The organism is Acidobacteriota bacterium (assembly GCA_004299485.1).
Taxonomy (GTDB): domain Bacteria; phylum Acidobacteriota; class Terriglobia; order Terriglobales; family SCQP01; genus SCQP01.
Genome location: SCQP01000016.1, coordinates 67,156 through 83,047, shown reverse-complemented (window position 1 = coordinate 83,047; position 15,892 = coordinate 67,156). Strand labels below are relative to the sequence as shown.

13 protein-coding genes are annotated in these 15,892 nt (G+C 64.4%); 12 read left to right on the top strand and 1 reads right to left on the bottom strand.

What is annotated here, in order from left to right; genetic code table 11:
• The first annotated feature begins 14 nt into the window (after positions 1 to 14).
• The 10 genes from EPN33_11565 (at position 15) to EPN33_11520 (ending at position 12,945) form a co-directional block, all read left to right on the top strand.
• Positions 15 to 974, top strand: a complete 960-nt coding sequence (locus tag EPN33_11565; protein TAN21259.1) for a hypothetical protein — start codon at positions 15 to 17, stop codon at positions 972 to 974.
• Positions 953 to 2,032, top strand: a complete 1,080-nt coding sequence (locus EPN33_11560) for an MCE family protein (GenBank protein ID TAN21258.1) — start codon at positions 953 to 955, stop codon at positions 2,030 to 2,032. The genes EPN33_11565 and EPN33_11560 overlap by 22 nt, the downstream gene beginning before the upstream one ends.
• Before the next feature lie 12 nt (positions 2,033 to 2,044).
• On the top strand, positions 2,045 to 2,767 hold the full coding sequence (locus tag EPN33_11555) for a response regulator transcription factor (GenBank protein TAN21257.1): 723 nt from the start codon (positions 2,045 to 2,047) through the stop codon (positions 2,765 to 2,767).
• Position 2,768: 1 nt separating this feature from the next.
• Complete coding sequence (locus tag EPN33_11550) at positions 2,769 to 4,178, top strand: HAMP domain-containing histidine kinase (protein TAN21256.1); 1,410 nt, start codon at positions 2,769 to 2,771, stop codon at positions 4,176 to 4,178.
• 69 nt (positions 4,179 to 4,247) lie between these two features.
• On the top strand, positions 4,248 to 5,513 hold the full coding sequence (locus EPN33_11545) for an MFS transporter (GenBank protein TAN21255.1): 1,266 nt from the start codon (positions 4,248 to 4,250) through the stop codon (positions 5,511 to 5,513).
• Positions 5,514 to 5,623: 110 nt separating this feature from the next.
• Positions 5,624 to 7,036 carry an MmgE/PrpD family protein gene (locus EPN33_11540; GenBank protein TAN21554.1) on the top strand — a complete coding sequence of 471 codons (1,413 nt, stop codon included), beginning with the start codon at positions 5,624 to 5,626 and terminating at the stop codon, positions 7,034 to 7,036.
• A gap of 115 nt (positions 7,037 to 7,151) precedes the next feature.
• Positions 7,152 to 8,642, top strand: a complete 1,491-nt coding sequence (locus EPN33_11535) for an alkaline phosphatase family protein (GenBank protein ID TAN21254.1) — start codon at positions 7,152 to 7,154, stop codon at positions 8,640 to 8,642.
• On the top strand, positions 8,617 to 10,326 hold the full coding sequence (locus EPN33_11530; protein TAN21253.1) for a hypothetical protein: 1,710 nt from the start codon (positions 8,617 to 8,619) through the stop codon (positions 10,324 to 10,326). Before EPN33_11535 ends, EPN33_11530 begins: the two co-directional genes overlap by 26 nt.
• A gap of 7 nt (positions 10,327 to 10,333) precedes the next feature.
• A complete protein-coding gene (locus EPN33_11525) occupies positions 10,334 to 11,854 on the top strand; it encodes an MmgE/PrpD family protein (protein ID TAN21252.1) in 1,521 nt (506 codons plus the stop codon).
• 2 nt (positions 11,855 to 11,856) lie between these two features.
• Positions 11,857 to 12,945, top strand: coding sequence for a tartrate dehydrogenase (locus tag EPN33_11520; protein TAN21251.1), 1,089 nt, complete (start codon positions 11,857 to 11,859; stop codon positions 12,943 to 12,945).
• On the opposite strand, the gene EPN33_11515 is transcribed toward EPN33_11520, so the two are convergent.
• Positions 12,946 to 13,611, bottom strand: a complete 666-nt coding sequence (locus EPN33_11515) for a response regulator transcription factor (GenBank protein ID TAN21250.1) — start codon at positions 13,609 to 13,611, stop codon at positions 12,946 to 12,948.
• 107 nt (positions 13,612 to 13,718) lie between these two features.
• On the opposite strand from EPN33_11515, the gene EPN33_11510 reads away from it, so the two are divergent.
• Both EPN33_11510 and EPN33_11505 read left to right on the top strand, forming a co-directional pair.
• Positions 13,719 to 14,438 (top strand): response regulator transcription factor, encoded by a 720-nt coding sequence (locus EPN33_11510; GenBank protein ID TAN21249.1) that lies wholly within the window; start codon positions 13,719 to 13,721, stop codon positions 14,436 to 14,438.
• Positions 14,435 to 15,883, top strand: a complete 1,449-nt coding sequence (locus EPN33_11505) for a HAMP domain-containing histidine kinase (protein ID TAN21248.1) — start codon at positions 14,435 to 14,437, stop codon at positions 15,881 to 15,883. Before EPN33_11510 ends, EPN33_11505 begins: the two co-directional genes overlap by 4 nt.
• The last annotated feature ends 9 nt before the right edge of the window (positions 15,884 to 15,892 follow it).

Below are 15,892 nucleotides of genomic sequence, written 5' to 3'. Positions count from 1 at the left end.
GCTACCATAGGCAGATGCTGGTTGTGGTCGGGTGTGTAGCGGCGGCTATCTTTGCGGCCTGGCTGGTGTGGCTGGGCTCGCGGCCCGCACCGCGGCCGTTTCCGGCCTATGGCTGGTGGGCGCTGGGGGCACTGGTGCTGCTGGAGATTCTGCTGGCGCTGCGCGTGCCCGGGGTGATCACGTTTTTCACGGCGCTGATCTGGACGGCCTATATTCCGCTGATCGATGCGGCGGTATACCGGCAGCGGGGGGACTCGCTGCTGCACCATCCCGGCACGTTTGTGGCGATGACGCTGCTGTCGATTCCGGCGTGGCTGATTTTTGAAGCCTATAACCTGCGGCTGCGGAACTGGGCGTATGTGGGTGTGCCGCACGATTTCTGGGTGTTCGCACTGGGGGCGGGCTGGGCGTTTGCCACGATTTTTCCGGGGATTTTTGAGACCGCAGAACTATTTGCGTGTGTATGGACGGAGCGGATGCGGTCGCGCCCGTGGCGCGTGCGGGCGACCGGCGGCTGGATCACACTCGGAGTGGTGTTGCTGGTTATGCCGCTGCTGTTGCCGGCAGCGCTAGCGCCATATTCGTTTGCGCTGGTGTGGGCAGGATTCATCTTTCTGCTCGACCCCATTCATTGGCGGCGCGGCTGGCCCTCACTGTTGGGTGAGCTGGAAGCGGGACGGCCGGGCTGGCCGGTGGCGCTGCTGCTGTCCGGGGGGGCGTGCGGGTTTTTCTGGGAATTCTGGAACTATTGGGCGCAGGCGCGGTGGGAATACATCTTTCCGATCTTCCATAGCTACCGGGTTTTTGCGATGCCATTTCCCGGATTCATTGGATTTCCGCCGTTTGCGCTGGAATGCTTCGTGCTCTACATATTTCTGGCGCACACATTGCTGCCGCAAGGATTGCGGGCGGGTGCGTATGATAGGCTGATCCGAAGCGAGGAGAACAGACATTGCCCAGCCGCTCAGACGTAAAGTGGTCGCAGCTACGCGTGGGTGTATTGGTGGCGATTGCGGCCGTGATTCTGGTGTTTGTGATCTTCGCGGTCACCGGGCAGTCGTCGCTTTTCTCCCCCAAGATAACGCTCTATGCATACGTGCCTGATGCCGGCGGTATGCTGACGGGAGCGGGAGTGAACCTGGAAGGGGTGGCCATCGGCAATGTCACCGAGATTCACCTGGCCGAGCATCCTCCCGATCCGAGCGTACCGGTCAAAATCACCATGAGCGTCGCCAAGGGCCACAGCCGCTGGCTGCGGCAGGATTCGACGGTGGTGCTGGGCACGGCAGGGCCGCTGGGACAGACGCTGGTGAATATCAGCAAGGGGACGCTGGCATCCCCACCGGCGGTGAACGGGACGGTGCTGCGGGGCATCGCGTCGACGGGTATCAACAGCCTGCTCGTGACCAGCCACAGCGTGCTTGCCAACGCCAACGAACTGGAACTGCGCATCGGCAAGATCCTCGACCAGATTCAGGGTGGGCAGGGATCGATTGGAAAACTGCTGTATTCCAACCAGCTCTACGACCGATTCGACAGTACGGCACGGAACCTGGAGGTGCTGACGGCGAACCTGAACGCCGGCAAAGGCACGGCGGGCAAACTGCTGACCGACGACACGCTCTATCAGAAGCTGAAAACCGCGCTCGACAATGTGAACACGCTGGTGGCGCAGTTGGAGCACGGTAACGGCACCATGGCAAAACTGATCCACGATCCCAGCCTGTACAATCATGCCGACCAGCTCATGTCGAGCCTGCACCAGACCACGCAGGGGATCAACGAAGGGCACGGCGCCATTGGCGCGCTGCTGACCAACTCGCCGACCAGCGCCAAACTGAAAGACGCGCTGGCGCGACTGGACGCGGTGCTGGCGGAAATCCAGACAGGCAACGGGACCATCGCCAAGCTGATGAAGGATCCGGCGCTGTACAACAACCTGAACAATCTGAGCGCCGAGAGCCGGGCACTGATTCAGGCGATTCGCGCCAACCCGAAGAAGTACCTGACCATTCACCTGGATATTTTCTAGAGAGGGGCTGCGGTGCGGGTCCTGATCGTCGAAGACGAAAGCCGGCTGGCGGCGAACGTGGCACAGGCGCTGCGCGAAAACGCGGGTTATGCGGTGGACACGGCGGGGGACGGGGAACAGGGGCTGTATCTGGCGACAGCGCCGGCGGCGGGCGAGGGGGCGGTCTACGATCTGATGGTGGTGGATCTGATGCTGCCGCGGCTGGACGGGGAGACTCTAGTACGGCGCTACCGTGCCGGTGGCGGCCGGGCACCGGTGCTGGTGTTGACGGCGCGCGACGAGAAGGAATCGGTGGTGGCGCTGCTGAACGCGGGGGCGGACGATTACCTGACCAAGCCGTTCGACATGGGCGAGTTTCTGGCGCGGGCGAAGGCGCTGATCCGGCGGGGGCAGGGGCAGCGCAACCCGGTGCTGCGGCTGGAGGATCTGGAAGTGCATACGGCGGAACGGAGCGTGCGCCGGCAGCAGCGGGCGATCAACCTCACGCCCATGGAGTACCGGGTGCTGGAGTATCTGGCGCACCGGCCGGGGACGGTGGTCTCGAAAGCCGAGCTGCTGGAACATTTGTACGATTTCAACTGGGAAAAATTCAGCAACGTGATTGAAGTGTATATTTCCGGGCTGCGGCGCAAGCTGGACGATCCGTTTGCGCGCAAGCTGATCCATACGCTGCGGGGGCAAGGGTACGTGCTGCGGGAGGAAACAGCCGTGGCGCCGGCGGCGCCGGAGGGTTAAGGTGAAGCTGGTATCGCTACGCGGGCGGCTGCTGGCAGCGGTGATCGTGGCGCAACTGTTGCTGGCGGCGGGGCTGGTATGGGCGGGGACGGCATTCACGCACCGGCAATTGCGGCTGGCTTTCGACGCGGCACTCAATGGCCGGGCGGCGGCGATAGCGGCACTGGTACGGTATCCGGAGACGGGGCCGGGGCTGCGCTTCGACACGACGCGGGTGCCGCCGCCGGTGCGGCCGCAGGAGCCGCCGCTGTACCTGATCCGCAGCGGAGCGACGCCGGTGGCGGGAAGCATTCCCAGCGCCATCGCACTGCCGGCGCCGGGGGCGGCGGCGCATTACTGGAATTTTTCCTATCGCGGTGTGCCGTACCGGGGCCTGGTGCTGTCGCACCTGCCGGTGCTCGACACCGAAGAGCACATGTCCTTGCCGTTGCCGCGGCTGACAGTGTATTACGCCGCACCCACTTCGGCGTTGGAGCAGCAGACGGTGGCGGCAGGGGTGGCGATTGCGGCGGTGAGCCTGGTGCTGCTGGCGCTCACCTGCTGGTACGCGGCCTGGCGGATCCGGCGGGAGCTGGAGCCGCTGGACGAGCTGGCGCAGCAGGCGGCGGCGATTTCACCCCAGCATTGGAGCTTCACGCCGCCGGCGCGGGCGGTGGTGGCGGAGGTGCAGCCGCTGATTGCCGCGCTGGAACGCATGCTGGAGCGGCTGCAAGCGGCGCACCGGCAGCAGCTTACGTTTCTGGCCGACACGGCGCACCATCTGAAGACGCCGGTGGCGATCGTGAAATCGACCCAGCAAACGCTGCTGCAGCGGCCGCGCGCGGAATCCGAATACCGCGCGGCGGCGGAGGCGACGCTGCAGGACACGGAGCGGCTGGAGCTGCTATTACAGCGGATGCTGCGGCTGGCACGGCTGGACGCGGAGCAGGACGGCCAACCGGCAGCGCGGTGCGCGGCGGCGAGCGCGGAGGTGGGAGCCACGCTGCAAGGTGCGCTGGAACGGGCGCGGCCGCTGGCGCAGGCGCACGAGATCGAGTTGCGGAGCCGCGGCCTGGACAGCGCGGCGGCGGTGGGCGCCGAGGCGGAAGATCTGGAACAGGCGTGGGTGAATCTGCTCGAAAATGCGATTCTGCACAGCCCGCGCGGCGCGGCGGTGGAGCTGGCTTGTACAGTGACGAATGGGCGCGGGCCGGTGGTGACGGTGCGCGATCATGGCGCAGGCATTCCGGCGGAGCAGATGCCTTTCCTGTTTGCGCGGTTTCACCGCGGGCCGGAAAGCCAAGGCTTCGGGCTGGGGCTGGCGATTGCGCGGGCAGTGGTCGAAGCGGCTGGCGGGACCATCCGCGCAGAGTCATCAGCGGAGGGAACCGTCCTGCGGGTGCAATTGCCTGTGGCGGAAGCTCCTAAATAGATGTTAATGTCTGTTTCATCTTTACTGCTGCGGTCACCGCGATGCTAGAGTGACGCGGGCCGGACTATCATGACTACCTTCACTGCGGCCGAGGAGCGAACCAATCAGCGCAACGCGGTGATGGCTGGATTTTTAGGCTGGACGCTGGACGCGTTCGACTTCTTCATCCTGGTGATGGTGCTGGGGCCGGTGGCGCATGGCTTTGGGCGCTCGATTCCCGACATTGCCTTTGCCATCAGCGCCAGCCTGATGACGCGGCCGGTAGGCGCGTTCATTTTTGGCCTGCTTGCGGACCGGCTGGGCCGGCGCAAGCTGCTGATCTATAACATTATTTTCTATTCGGTGGTCGAGGTTCTGTCGGGACTGGCGCCGACCTATGGCATATTTCTTGCCTTGCGGTTCCTGTACGGCGTGGGCATGGGCGGGGAGTGGGGCGTAGGCGCGTCGCTGGCGCTGGAATCGGTGCCGACGCGCTGGCGCGGCCTGCTCTCAGGACTGCTGCAGGAAGGCTACGCGGTGGGCTACATCATCGCGGCGATCGCCTATGCGGTGATTTATCCCGTGTACGGCTGGCGGGCGATGTTTTTTGTGGGCGGGTTGCCGGGGCTGCTGTCGCTGTTCATCATCGCCAAGGTGAAGGAGACGGAGGCGTGGCATCAGGCGAAGACGGATTGGAAGAGCTACAAGCGTGCCATCTTCGGGCATAAGAAGCTGTTTCTCTATCTGGTGGTGCTGATGGCGATGATGAACTTCGTCTCGCACGGCACGCAGGATCTGTACCCCACTTTTTTGCGCGTGCAGCGGCACTTTAATGTACACACCACCTCCTGGATCACGATTTTCTCGATGCTGGCGGCGCTGGCGGGCGGCCTGGTGTTCGGGCTGTGGTCGGAGCGGTTTGGGCGCAAGCGGTCGATGATCGTGGCGCTGCTGCTGGCGGTGCTGACCATACCGCTGTGGGTGACGGGTTCGAGTCTGGGCTGGATCATCGTGGGCGCCTGCCTGATGCAATTTATGGTGCAGGGGGCGTGGGGCGTGATTCCGGCACACCTGAACGAGTTGTCGCCGGCGGCGCTGCGGGGCTTTTTCCCGGGGTTTGCCTATCAATTGGGCGTTTTGATCGCCTCGACGGTGATCTATCTGGAGGCGACGCTGGGGCAGCACCTGCCGTATTCGACGGCCATGGGAGTGGTCGCGGTGATCGTGCTGGTGGCGGCGGCCATCGTGATCGCCGTGGGGCCGGAAGCGCGCGGGATCTCCTTTGTGCAAACAGGTAAGGAAGCCGGCGGAGCTTCGGTTGCGCAAACGCATGGGTTGGAGGGAAAGCCGTTATGAACCGCCGGGAATTTACGCAAGCATCGCTGGCCGCCTGCGCGGCGCTGGGATTGGGCGGCGCCGGCCGGCTGGCGGCGCAGCCGGCCGGGAGCGCGCAGCCGGACGCGGCGGTGGCGTGGCCGGCGACGCCGGGCCTTACCCGCTATGTGGGCGAATTCATTTTGAACACACGGTACGAGGAGATCCCGGCCGAGGTGATCGCGCTGGGCAAGAAGTCGATTTTGGACGGGCTGGGGCTGGCGGTGGCGGGCGCCAAGGCGCCGTCGGGACCGCTGGTGCTGGAGTATCTGCGCGGCGAGGGAAACTGCGCGGGCAGCTATAGCGTGCTGGGCACGTCGCTGAAGACCTCGGCGCGATCGGCCGCGTTCGCCAACGGGGTGGCGATGCATGCCGAGGATTTCGACGATACGCAGCTTGCGGGTGAGCCCAGCCGAGTTTACGGGCTGCTGTGTCATCCGACTTCGCCGGTGCTGCCGCCGACGGTGGTGCTGACGCAGCCGGGACGGCACTCGGGGCGGGATTTCCTGCTGGCGTATCACCTGGGCGTGGAAGTAGAAACGAAGATCGCGGAAGCGATTTCGCCGAATCATTATATTCAAGGCTTTCATACCACCGGCACCATCGGCACTTTTGGCAGCGCCGCGGCGAGCGCCCGGCTGCTGGGCCTCAACCTCACGGAAACCCTGCGTACGCTGGGCATTGCGGGCAGCGAAGCGGCGGGGGTGCGCGAAAACTTCGGAACCATGACCAAGCCGTTTCATGCCGGGCGGGCGGCGGCCAACGGGTTGTTTGCGGCGCAGTTGGCGAAGCTGGGATGGACGGCTTCGGAGGAGATTCTGGAGGCGCCGCTGGGGTTCTTTCACGCGGCCGGCGGCAGCTATGAGTACCGGCCCGACTTGCTGCTGCATAAGTTGGGACATCCTTGGACGTTTGCGAAGCCGGGAGTTTCGATCAAGCCGTTTCCTTCCGGCTCGCTGACGCATCCGGCGATGGGGCTGATGCAGGAGCTGATCCGGAAAAATCATTTGCAACCGGACGAAATCGAGAAGGTGGATATCGGCGTCAACTCGCACAACGTCAAGACGCTGCTGTATAGCGATCCGCACACCGGCCTGGAGGCGAAGTTCAGCATGCAGTATTGCCTGGCGGTGCTGCTGGTCAACCACGGGCAGGCCGGTCTGGCGCAGTACACCACGGCGGCGGTGCAGCAGCCGGCGGTACAGGCGATGGTGAAGCGCGTGCATGTGTATGCCGATGCGCGCGCCAACGCCGCCGGTTTCGACAAGATGACCAGCTTTTTGGCGATTCACCTGAAGGACGGCCGGACCCTGAGCGGGCGCGTGGATTTTGCCAAAGGCAGCCCCGCCAATCCGATGAGCTACGACGAGGTGGCGGAAAAGTTTTACGGCTGCTGCGAATTTGCGGGCTGGGAGCGCAGCCGCGCCCGGCAGGTGGTCGGCCTGGTGGCCAAACTGGAGACGCTGCCTGCGGCGAGCGCGCTGACGCACCTGCTGGCGAGCTGAATCGGTACATCCAGCCGGGAGCGTTTGCGGGCCGCTCAGGTGAATAAATTTTAATGCCCGCTTCAGATTCGGGGCGCACGCCGGGGCGAAACTGCGGGAGAGGAGTGAACCGCTGATGCGAACCCGTTTTTTGCTTGTTGCCGCTGCGGCCGTTCTGGTGAGCAGCGTGGGGATGAGTGCCCGCGCCCAGGAAACAGCGCCGGGGCAGACGAAACATGTGCTGGTGCTGACGATGGACGGCAGTCACGCGATCGATCTGCAGAACTACGTTAACAGCCATCCGCATTCTAATCTGGCGGCGCTTTACCGGCACGCGATCTTCTATAACGACGCCTCGACGCCCTGGCCGTCGGATTCGTTTCCGGCGGAGATGGCCATCATCACCGGCGGCACGCCCTATTCGACGGGCGTGTGGTACGAGATCAGCTACAGCCGCAAGCTTTCGCCGCCGGGCTCGCACTGTGCCACACGGGGAACCGAAATCGCGCTCGATGAATCGATCGACTACGATCCCAACGCGCTCAATGGCGGTGGCGGCATCGATCCCGCCAAGTTGACGCTGAACCCGGACAAGGGCTGTACGCCGGTGTATCCACACGACCTGCTGCGGGTGAACACGATCTTTGACGTGCTCAAGGCGAAGGGGCTGTACACCGCGTGGATTGACAAGCAGATTGGCGACGAGATGGATCAGGGGCCGACTGGACACGCGATTGACGACTTCCTGAAGATCGAACTGCATCACGCCCATGCGGCCCACAGCCTTCCCGGCATCTTCCATTTCGATGACCTGCGCACCGAGGCGCTGCTGCACGAAATTGACGGCCGGGATCATACCGGCGCGCACAAAGAGCCGGTGCCCAACATCATGGGGCTCACTTATCAGGCCATTAGCGTGGGCGAGAAGCTGAAAGCCGGCTATGGCTGGACGAACGGCACCGGCACCAAGAGCCCGGCGCTGCTATCGGCCTTCGACCATACGGACATGGAGATCGGCCGGGTGCTGGCCGAGCTCCGGAAGAACGGCCTGTACGATTCGACCACGGTGATCGTGACCGCCAAGCACGGGCAGATGCCGATTGACATCAACAAATTGGTGAAGGTGGACCCGAGCGTGATGGTGAACGCGGTCAATGGCGTGCAGCAAGGTCTGGTGGCGGACAGCACGGGCGACGATATTTACATGTTCTGGCTGAAGGACCACAGCAAGACGGCGGCAGCGGTGACGGCACTCGAAGCCATCCAGAAGCAGGCGCACATCCGGCGGATCTTCTCGGGTACGGCGTTGAACCTGCTGTACCGTAATCCGGCGACGGATCCGCGCACGCCCGACATCATCGTCGAGCCTTCGCTGGGGGTGATCTACACGAAACCGAGCAATCCGACCATCGCCGAACATGGCGGTTTCAGCTACGAAGACACGCACGTGCCGATCATGATCAGCAACGTGGCCTGGAGGCCGCGGCACGTGCGCGCACCGGTGCATACGATGCAGCTTGCACCGACGATTGTGAAGCTGCTGGGGGCGGATCCGAACCAGTTGCAGGCGGTGCGGATCGAAGGCACGGAGGTGCTACCGGATGTTCCCGGATTCGGTGTTCACTAACGTCCGGCGCTGGTCCGGTTGGGCAGTCCTCTTTTTCGCGACGTCGGCGCTCGTCTTTGCGCAGGCACCGGCTCTGCGGGGTGCGGTGCGGAACGCGCACCACAAGCCGATGGAAGGGGTGGTGGTCACCGCCAGCCGGCCGGACAGCAACATTGCGGTCAGCGTTGATAGCCGGGCGGATGGAAGCTATCGCTTTCCTGCCGGAACGCTGGCGCGAGCAAGTTACCAACTGACCATTCGTGCTGAAGGCTTCGATCTTGTCCAAGCGCGGCCGGCGGCGGTAGCGGCGGGCAAGACGGCTCACGTGGACCTGGAGCTGGTTCCAGCCCGCGATGAGGCCGGCCAACTGACGGGCTCGGAATGGTTGCAGAGCGTGCCCGGCACGCCCGCGCAAAAGCAGGCGCTGTATCACTGCGTGGCGTGCCACTCGATCACGCCCATCGTCGAGAGCAGCTATAGCGCCCAAAGCTGGATGGCGGTCCTGATCCGGATGCGGAACTGGGGCGGCGAGAGCGTGCGGTCGAGTCCGGTGAAACTGCCGTTCAGCGAGGCGATCAAGCCGGATCCGGTGCTGGCAGCCTACCTGGCGAGCATCAACCGCGGTCCGGATGCCAAGTGGGACTATCAGACGGCCAAGCTCACGACCAATCCGCGTCCGGCGGGCGCCGCGACGGACGTGCTGATCACGGAATACACGCTCGATCCGGGGGCGCTGCCGCACGACGCCATTGTGGACTATCGCCCGGGACCGTACCGGGGCGACATCTGGTACAACGATTTTCAGCGTGATTTGGTCGGGCGACTGGATCCCCGCACCGGCCAGTATAAAGAATGGAAGCTTCCGGCGCTGAAGCCGGGGTGGCCGGAAGGGCTGTTGTCGCTGAAGTTTGGTCCGGAGGGCGACCTGTGGATCCCACGGTTTCGCAAGGCGGGCATGACGCGCTTTGATCCGCGCACAAAAAAGTTCACCACCTGGCCGGTGCCGGCCGACTATAACAACGCGCGCTCGGATACTTCGCATGTCTCCCCGTGCGGGCCGAATGGCGTAGTCTGGTTTCCGGATACGGAGAACCGCGTGATGTACCAGCTCAACCCGGCGACGGGCAAGATTGATGTGTTTCCGCTTTTCCCCAGCTATCATCCGGCCCATACCGTGGATGTCTATGGGCATAGCACCAAGCCGACGGGCCACCGGAGCTACGGCACGGCGTGCGATGCCGCGGGCAACGTCTATTTCGCCGATATCGCGGGAGGCAATATTGGCGAGATCAACGCGGTGACGGGGAAGGCGACGCTGTACAAGACGCCGACGCTGGAATCGGGTCCGCGGCGCATGTCGATGGATGCGACGGGCAAGCTTTGGTTTGGCGAAAACTATTCGAGCAAGCTGGGCATGTTCGATACTCGCACGCATCAGTTCCGGGAATGGACGCCGCCAATTCCCTGGAGCGGGCCGTATCCGGCGATGCGCAACCGCTTGGGCGATGTCTGGACGGGCGGCATGAGCACGGATTTCGTCTATCGCCTGAACCCCAAAACCGGGCAATGGACCAGCTATTTGCTGCCGACGCGCAATGCCGAAATCCGCTGGATCACGGTCGATAGCTCGACCACGCCACCGACCATCTGGATTCCGGAGGTGCATCGCGGCAAGATTGCACGGCTGCAGATTCTGCCGAATTGAGGGAACGATGGAACGGCGCAAGTTTCTGACGAGCGTTGTCCTGGGATCATCGGCGGTGGCCGCGAGCGCCGGGCCGGGGCTTTGGGCCCAGACCGTGAAGCCGGCAGCAGCGTGCGAACCGGAGGCGCTTCCGCATTCGCCGGGACTCACGCGCTACGTATCCGAGTTCATCGTGGGGACGAAGTACGAAGATATTCCCGCGGAAGTGATTGCGCGTGGGAAGAAGACGCTGCTGGATGCGTTCGGGGTGGGACTGGCGGGATCGGTATCGGAACCGGGGCGGCATGTGCGGCTCTATCTGGGCCGGCAGGGATGGTTGCAGGGCCAGGTCAGCATTTGGGGCACCGAGTACAAGTCACCGGCCCGGTTTGCGGCGTTGGCGAACGGCATTTCCATTCATGCGGATGACTTCGACGATACCGGCTCATCGCTGCATTCCTCGGCGCCGCTGCTGCCGGCGGTGGTGGCCTATTGCGAGATGGGGCGGCGCAGCGGCAAGGACCTGATGACGGCGTTTCACGTGGGCGTCGAGGTCGAGAACAAGATCGGAGATGCGATTTCGCCGCGGCACAAGGCCAGCGGATTTCATACCACCGGGACGTGCGGCGTGTTCGGGAGCGCTGCGGCGAGCGCCAAGCTGCTGGGGCTGACGCCTACCGAGACGGCGATGGCGCTCGGGATTGCGGGATCGGAAGCGAGCGGTTTGCGGCGCAACTACGGCACCATGACCAAGCCGTTCAACGCGGGCCATGCCGCGGAAGGCGGCGTGGCAGCGGCCGATTTGGCGGCGAGCGGATTTACGGCCGCGGCCGATATTCTGGAAGCGCCCTTGGGTTTCTTTCAGGCTTACGGCGGGACCTACACGCCGCATTTGATCGCGGGACGGCTGGGCAACCCCTGGATGTTCCTGACGCCGGGCGACATGATCAAGCGATTCCCGTGCGGAACGATTCAGCAGCCGGTGATGGATTTGGTGTTGCGGCTGGTGCGCGAGAACCACATTACGGCGGACGAGGTGGCGCAGGCGGAGGTGGGTGGTAACCAGAGGAACATCACTACGCTGATGCGGCACCATCCGCAGAATGGCCTGGAAGCGAAGTTCAGCATGGAGTTTGCGGTGGCGGTGATTCTAATGGACGGCAAGGCGGGCCTCGTGCAGTTCACGGACGCCTCGGTGCAGCGGCCGGAAATGCAGGCCATGATCGAGCGCGTGCGTTTCTATCGGGATCCGCGGTATGACCGGCGCGCGGCGGAGGGAGCCGACATCCAGGCAGTGTTGCTGGAGCCGAGCGTGGTGACGCTACATCTGAAGAGTGGCCGCACCATTTCAGCAGTGACACAACCGCAGAAGGGCAGCCCGCAGAATCCGATGAGCTACGACGAGGTTGCCGAGAAGTTCCGGGGTAACGCCGAATACGCGCGCTGGCCTGCGCGCCAAGCCGAGTATGTGATTGCGACGGTGGCGGCGCTGGAGAAGCTAGCCGATGTGTCGCCGCTGATCCGCGCCCTGGCACGGGGCAAGACTTAGCTATGAAACAGTTCACGATTGCAGTAATTCCGGGCGACGGCATCGGGCAGGAGGTGGTGCCGGCGGGCATGGGTGTGCTGGAGGCGGCGGCGCGGAGGTTTGCTTTCGGCCTCCAGTGGCGGACGTTTGACTGGGGATGCGAGCGATATGTCCGCACCGGGCGGCTGCTGCCGGAAGGCGGACTGGAAACGCTGCTCGATTGCGACGCGATTTATCTGGGGGCGGTGGGGCATCCGGACGTGCCCGATCACATCTCGCTCTGGCAACTGCTGATTCCCATCCGCCGCCGCTTCCGGCAATACGTGAATCTGCGGCCGGTGCGGCTGCTGGCGGGGACCGAGAGTCCGCTGCGGGGAGCAACGCCGGCGACGATCAATTTTTGCGTAGTGCGCGAAAACAACGAAGGGGAGTACTCGGAAATTGGAGGCCGGGTCTATCCCGGCACCGAGGAAGAATTGGCCGTGCAGGAATCGGTATTTACGCGCCGGGGCTGCGACCGGGTTCTGCGCTACGCCTTCGAGCTGGCGCGCACGCGCCGCAAGCATGTCACCTCGGCGACCAAGTCCAACGGTATCGTGCACACCATGCCGTTCTGGGACGAGCGGTTCCGGGCGATGGCGGCACAGTATCCCGACGTGAAGGCGGATCAGTATCACATAGATATTTTGACGGCGCACTTCGTGCGCCATCCGGATTGGTTTGACGTGGTGGTGGGCTCGAATCTGTTCGGTGATATTCTTTCGGACCTGGGGCCGGCGATCGCGGGTTCGATCGGCATTGCGCCGTCGGCGAATCTGAATCCGGAACGGGAGTTGCCTTCGATGTTTGAGCCGGTCCATGGCTCTGCGCCCGACATTGCCGGGCAGGGCATCGCTAATCCCATCGGGCAGATTTGGAGCGGGGCAATGATGCTACGGCATCTGGGTGAGGAGGCCGCGGCTGACGCCATCGAGAGAGCCATCGAGGACACGTTGGCGAGCGGCGGTCCGCGGACGCGGGACCTGGGGGGCAGTGCGTCGACGGACGAGGCGGCAGCGGCCATCGCCAGCGTGGTGGCGAATGCTCCCGCGCGGGGTGCTGGCCGAGGCTAACTACTGCAGGCGGTACCCGACGCCACGGATGGTCTGCAGGCGCGGACCGAGGGCAGGGCCGAGTTTTTGGCGCAGGCGGTTGACATAGACCTCGACCAGGTTGGTTTCGGTCTCGAAGTTGCGATTCCAGACATATTCGACAATTTCCGAGCGGGTCACAACCTCCGGACTGCGCAGCATGAGGCACTCGAGCAGGCTGAATTCCTTGGGGGTGAGAGACTGCTCGCTGTCGCCTTGGCGGACGCTGCGGCGGCGGCGGTCCAGTTCCAGGGTTCCGAAGCGCAGGATGGAGCCGCTGGCAGGCAGGCGCCGCCGGATCAGGGCGCGCAAGCGGGCGTGCAGCTCGGCCAGCTCAAAGGGCTTGGTGAGGTAGTCATCGGCGCCAGCGTCGAGACCCTCGACGCGCTGCCCCACCAGGGTCCGGGCGGTCACCATCAGGACCGGGGCTTGCAGGTTCAAGGAGCGAAGCTGGCGACAGACTTCCAAGCCGTCCATGCCGGGAAGGCGCAGATCGAGGATGATGGCGTCGTATTCGCTGGAGCCTTCGGCGAGATCCACAGCGCGGCGGCCGCTAGCCGCCAAGTCTACGTCATAGCCCTCGCTGCGCAAGGAGCGGGCGATCAGGCTTGCCATGCGCTTCTCGTCCTCGATCACCAGCACTCGCATGCCTCCCAAGTCTAGCAAGAGGGGTCAGGGGGCGGGGGCCAGGGACCTGGGGTGGTGGTTGACAGGCGAGTAGGAAAGGGAATAGGCTGCCTGCAAGCTGAGAGGGTATGCGAGTCTTACTGGGCAAGGCGGAACGCCGGACGGCGCTTTTTTGGGCGCGCGCGCTGCGGGAAGACGCACACGCGGTGGATCGGGTCGCGAGCCTGGCGGCAGTACTGAGCGCGGCGCAAGCGGCTGACTATGCGGCGCTGGTGCTGGACACTGATCTGGAGCCGGAGATGAGTCCGGTTGGGGTGCGGCAGCACTTGCGCGCGCACCAGGTGAATTTGCCGGTGTTGTTCCTGCTGCCGGCGGCCGGGCACGCGGCCGCGATCGTGGAAGAGCAAGCGGAGGGTGATCGCCGCCGCACCAGTTTTTTGCGGGAGCCGTTTCGGGTGAGCGAGCTGCGGGCGCGGCTGCGGCATCTGGTCTATGGTGCGGGCGCAGGCGCCGGTGCATCTGCCAGCCGCACGAGGGCGGTGGCCGGCGTGGCCTCGACCAGGCTCATGCTGGATCCGCAGAGCCGGTGCGCGCGCCACGGCACGGTCGAGATCGAGTTGACGCGGAAGGAGTACGCCCTGCTGGAACTGCTGCTGCTGCGCGCCCCGCGCCCGGCTACGCATGCCGATATCGCCACTCACCTCTGGGACCGCGCCAGCGTGCGCGACTCGAATTTGATTGAAGTCTACGTTGCGCGGTTGCGCCGGCGTCTGCAACGAGCGACGGGTGAGGCGCTGCTGCAGACAGTGCGCGGCGTGGGCTACCGCATCGGGCCTGAGGAAGCATGAGTGCTCACTCTCTGCGTCCGCTGCGCTACCGCATGATCCGGCTGTCGTGGATCACGGTGGGCGCGCTGCTGCTGGCCTCCTACGTGAGCATGTTTCTGCTGCTCCGGCAGCAGGCACAGCGCGAGCTGGACCGGCGGCTGCGGAGCACGGCGGTGCCGGTGCTGCAGCACTTTGAGGCGACCAAAGACAAGACCATGGCCGACCTGAAGGAGTTCGGCTCGCCCGGACAGTATTTCGAGATTCTCGACTCGTCCGGAGAGGTGCGGGAACTATCGAGCGCGCTGAGCAGCGGCCTGGACCTGCCGGCGGTGAACTGGACCAATCTGCGCACGCCCGCCTGGGGCTATTCGCACAGTCCAGACGGGCAGCGGCTGCGAGTGCTGGCGCTACCGTTTACGCGGCTGGGGCAACAGTACACCCTGATCGCGGCGCTCTCTACGTTTGGGATGAACCACATTCTGGACGACTTTGGCAAGGTGGTAGCGGTGACGCTGGGCGTGGGACTGTTGCTGGCGGGACTGATCTCCGCCTGGTACGTGGACAAGAGCCTGGAGCCGGTGCGCGCCCTCACCGCGCATGCTGAGCTGATGGCGGACCGGATGATTCACCCGCGCCCGGGCGAGAGCTGGCAGCCGCTGCCGCTGCCGGTGCCCCAGGATGAAATCGAGCGGCTGACTTCCACCTTCAACCGATTGTTCAGCCACGCCGACAAGGCGATGCGGCAACTGCGGCAATTCATCTCGGACGCGTCGCACGAAATCCGCACGCCGCTGGCGGTGCTGCGCGGAGAAAGCGAATTGCTGCTGAGCGGGAGCTTGGCCCAGGCGGATGTGCAGCGGGCGGTGGCGGGGATGGATCAGGAACTGCGGCGACTGACGCATATCGTCGAAGGGCTGTTGACGCTGTCGCTGGCGGATGCCGGACAGCTGCGGCTGTTGCGCGAACCGGTGTACCTCAACGAAGTGCTGGAAGACGCCTGCGAGCTGGTGGCGGCGCGGGCGGCCGCCAAACAGGTAAAGCTGGCGCGCGCGCTCGGCCAGGGGGTGGCGTATGGCGGCGACGAAGCTTTTCTGCACGAGCTGTTCGTGATCCTGCTGGACAATGCCGTGAAGTACTCACCGGCGGGAGCGCCGGTGGAAGTCACGCTCCGTGCGGACATGGAGGAGATCGAAGTGGCGTTCCGGGATCACGGTCCGGGGGTGGCGCCGGCGGAGGTGGAGCATATCTTCGAACGCTTCTACCGCAGCGTGAATCCGGCCATTCAAAATCAAAGCGGAAGCGGCCTGGGTCTTTCCATTGCGCAGGCGATTGCGACGGCGCACGGGGGCGCGGTGAGCTACCACGCCGCCAAGGGCGGAGGTTCCCGCTTTGCCGTCCGGCTGCCCCCGGCGCCGGAGGGCGCGGTGTCCAGCGGCGCGGCGCTGGAGGAAGTTAACAAATATTAATTTGCCGTT

Excerpts from the sequence above, each read along its gene's own strand:
- EPN33_11565 (TAN21259.1), top strand. The coding sequence starts at position 15 with ATGCTGGTTGTGGTCGGGTGTGTAGCGGCGGCTATCTTTGCGGCCTGG.
- EPN33_11545 (TAN21255.1), top strand. The coding sequence starts at position 4,248 with ATGACTACCTTCACTGCGGCCGAGGAGCGAACCAATCAGCGCAACGCG.
- EPN33_11535 (TAN21254.1), top strand. The coding sequence starts at position 7,152 with ATGCGAACCCGTTTTTTGCTTGTTGCCGCTGCGGCCGTTCTGGTGAGC.
- EPN33_11530 (TAN21253.1), top strand. The coding sequence starts at position 8,617 with ATGTTCCCGGATTCGGTGTTCACTAACGTCCGGCGCTGGTCCGGTTGG.
- EPN33_11525 (TAN21252.1), top strand. The coding sequence starts at position 10,334 with ATGGAACGGCGCAAGTTTCTGACGAGCGTTGTCCTGGGATCATCGGCG.
- EPN33_11520 (TAN21251.1), top strand. The coding sequence starts at position 11,857 with ATGAAACAGTTCACGATTGCAGTAATTCCGGGCGACGGCATCGGGCAG.
- EPN33_11515 (TAN21250.1), bottom strand. The coding sequence starts at position 13,611 with ATGCGAGTGCTGGTGATCGAGGACGAGAAGCGCATGGCAAGCCTGATC.
- EPN33_11510 (TAN21249.1), top strand. The coding sequence starts at position 13,719 with ATGCGAGTCTTACTGGGCAAGGCGGAACGCCGGACGGCGCTTTTTTGG.
- EPN33_11505 (TAN21248.1), top strand. The coding sequence starts at position 14,435 with ATGAGTGCTCACTCTCTGCGTCCGCTGCGCTACCGCATGATCCGGCTG.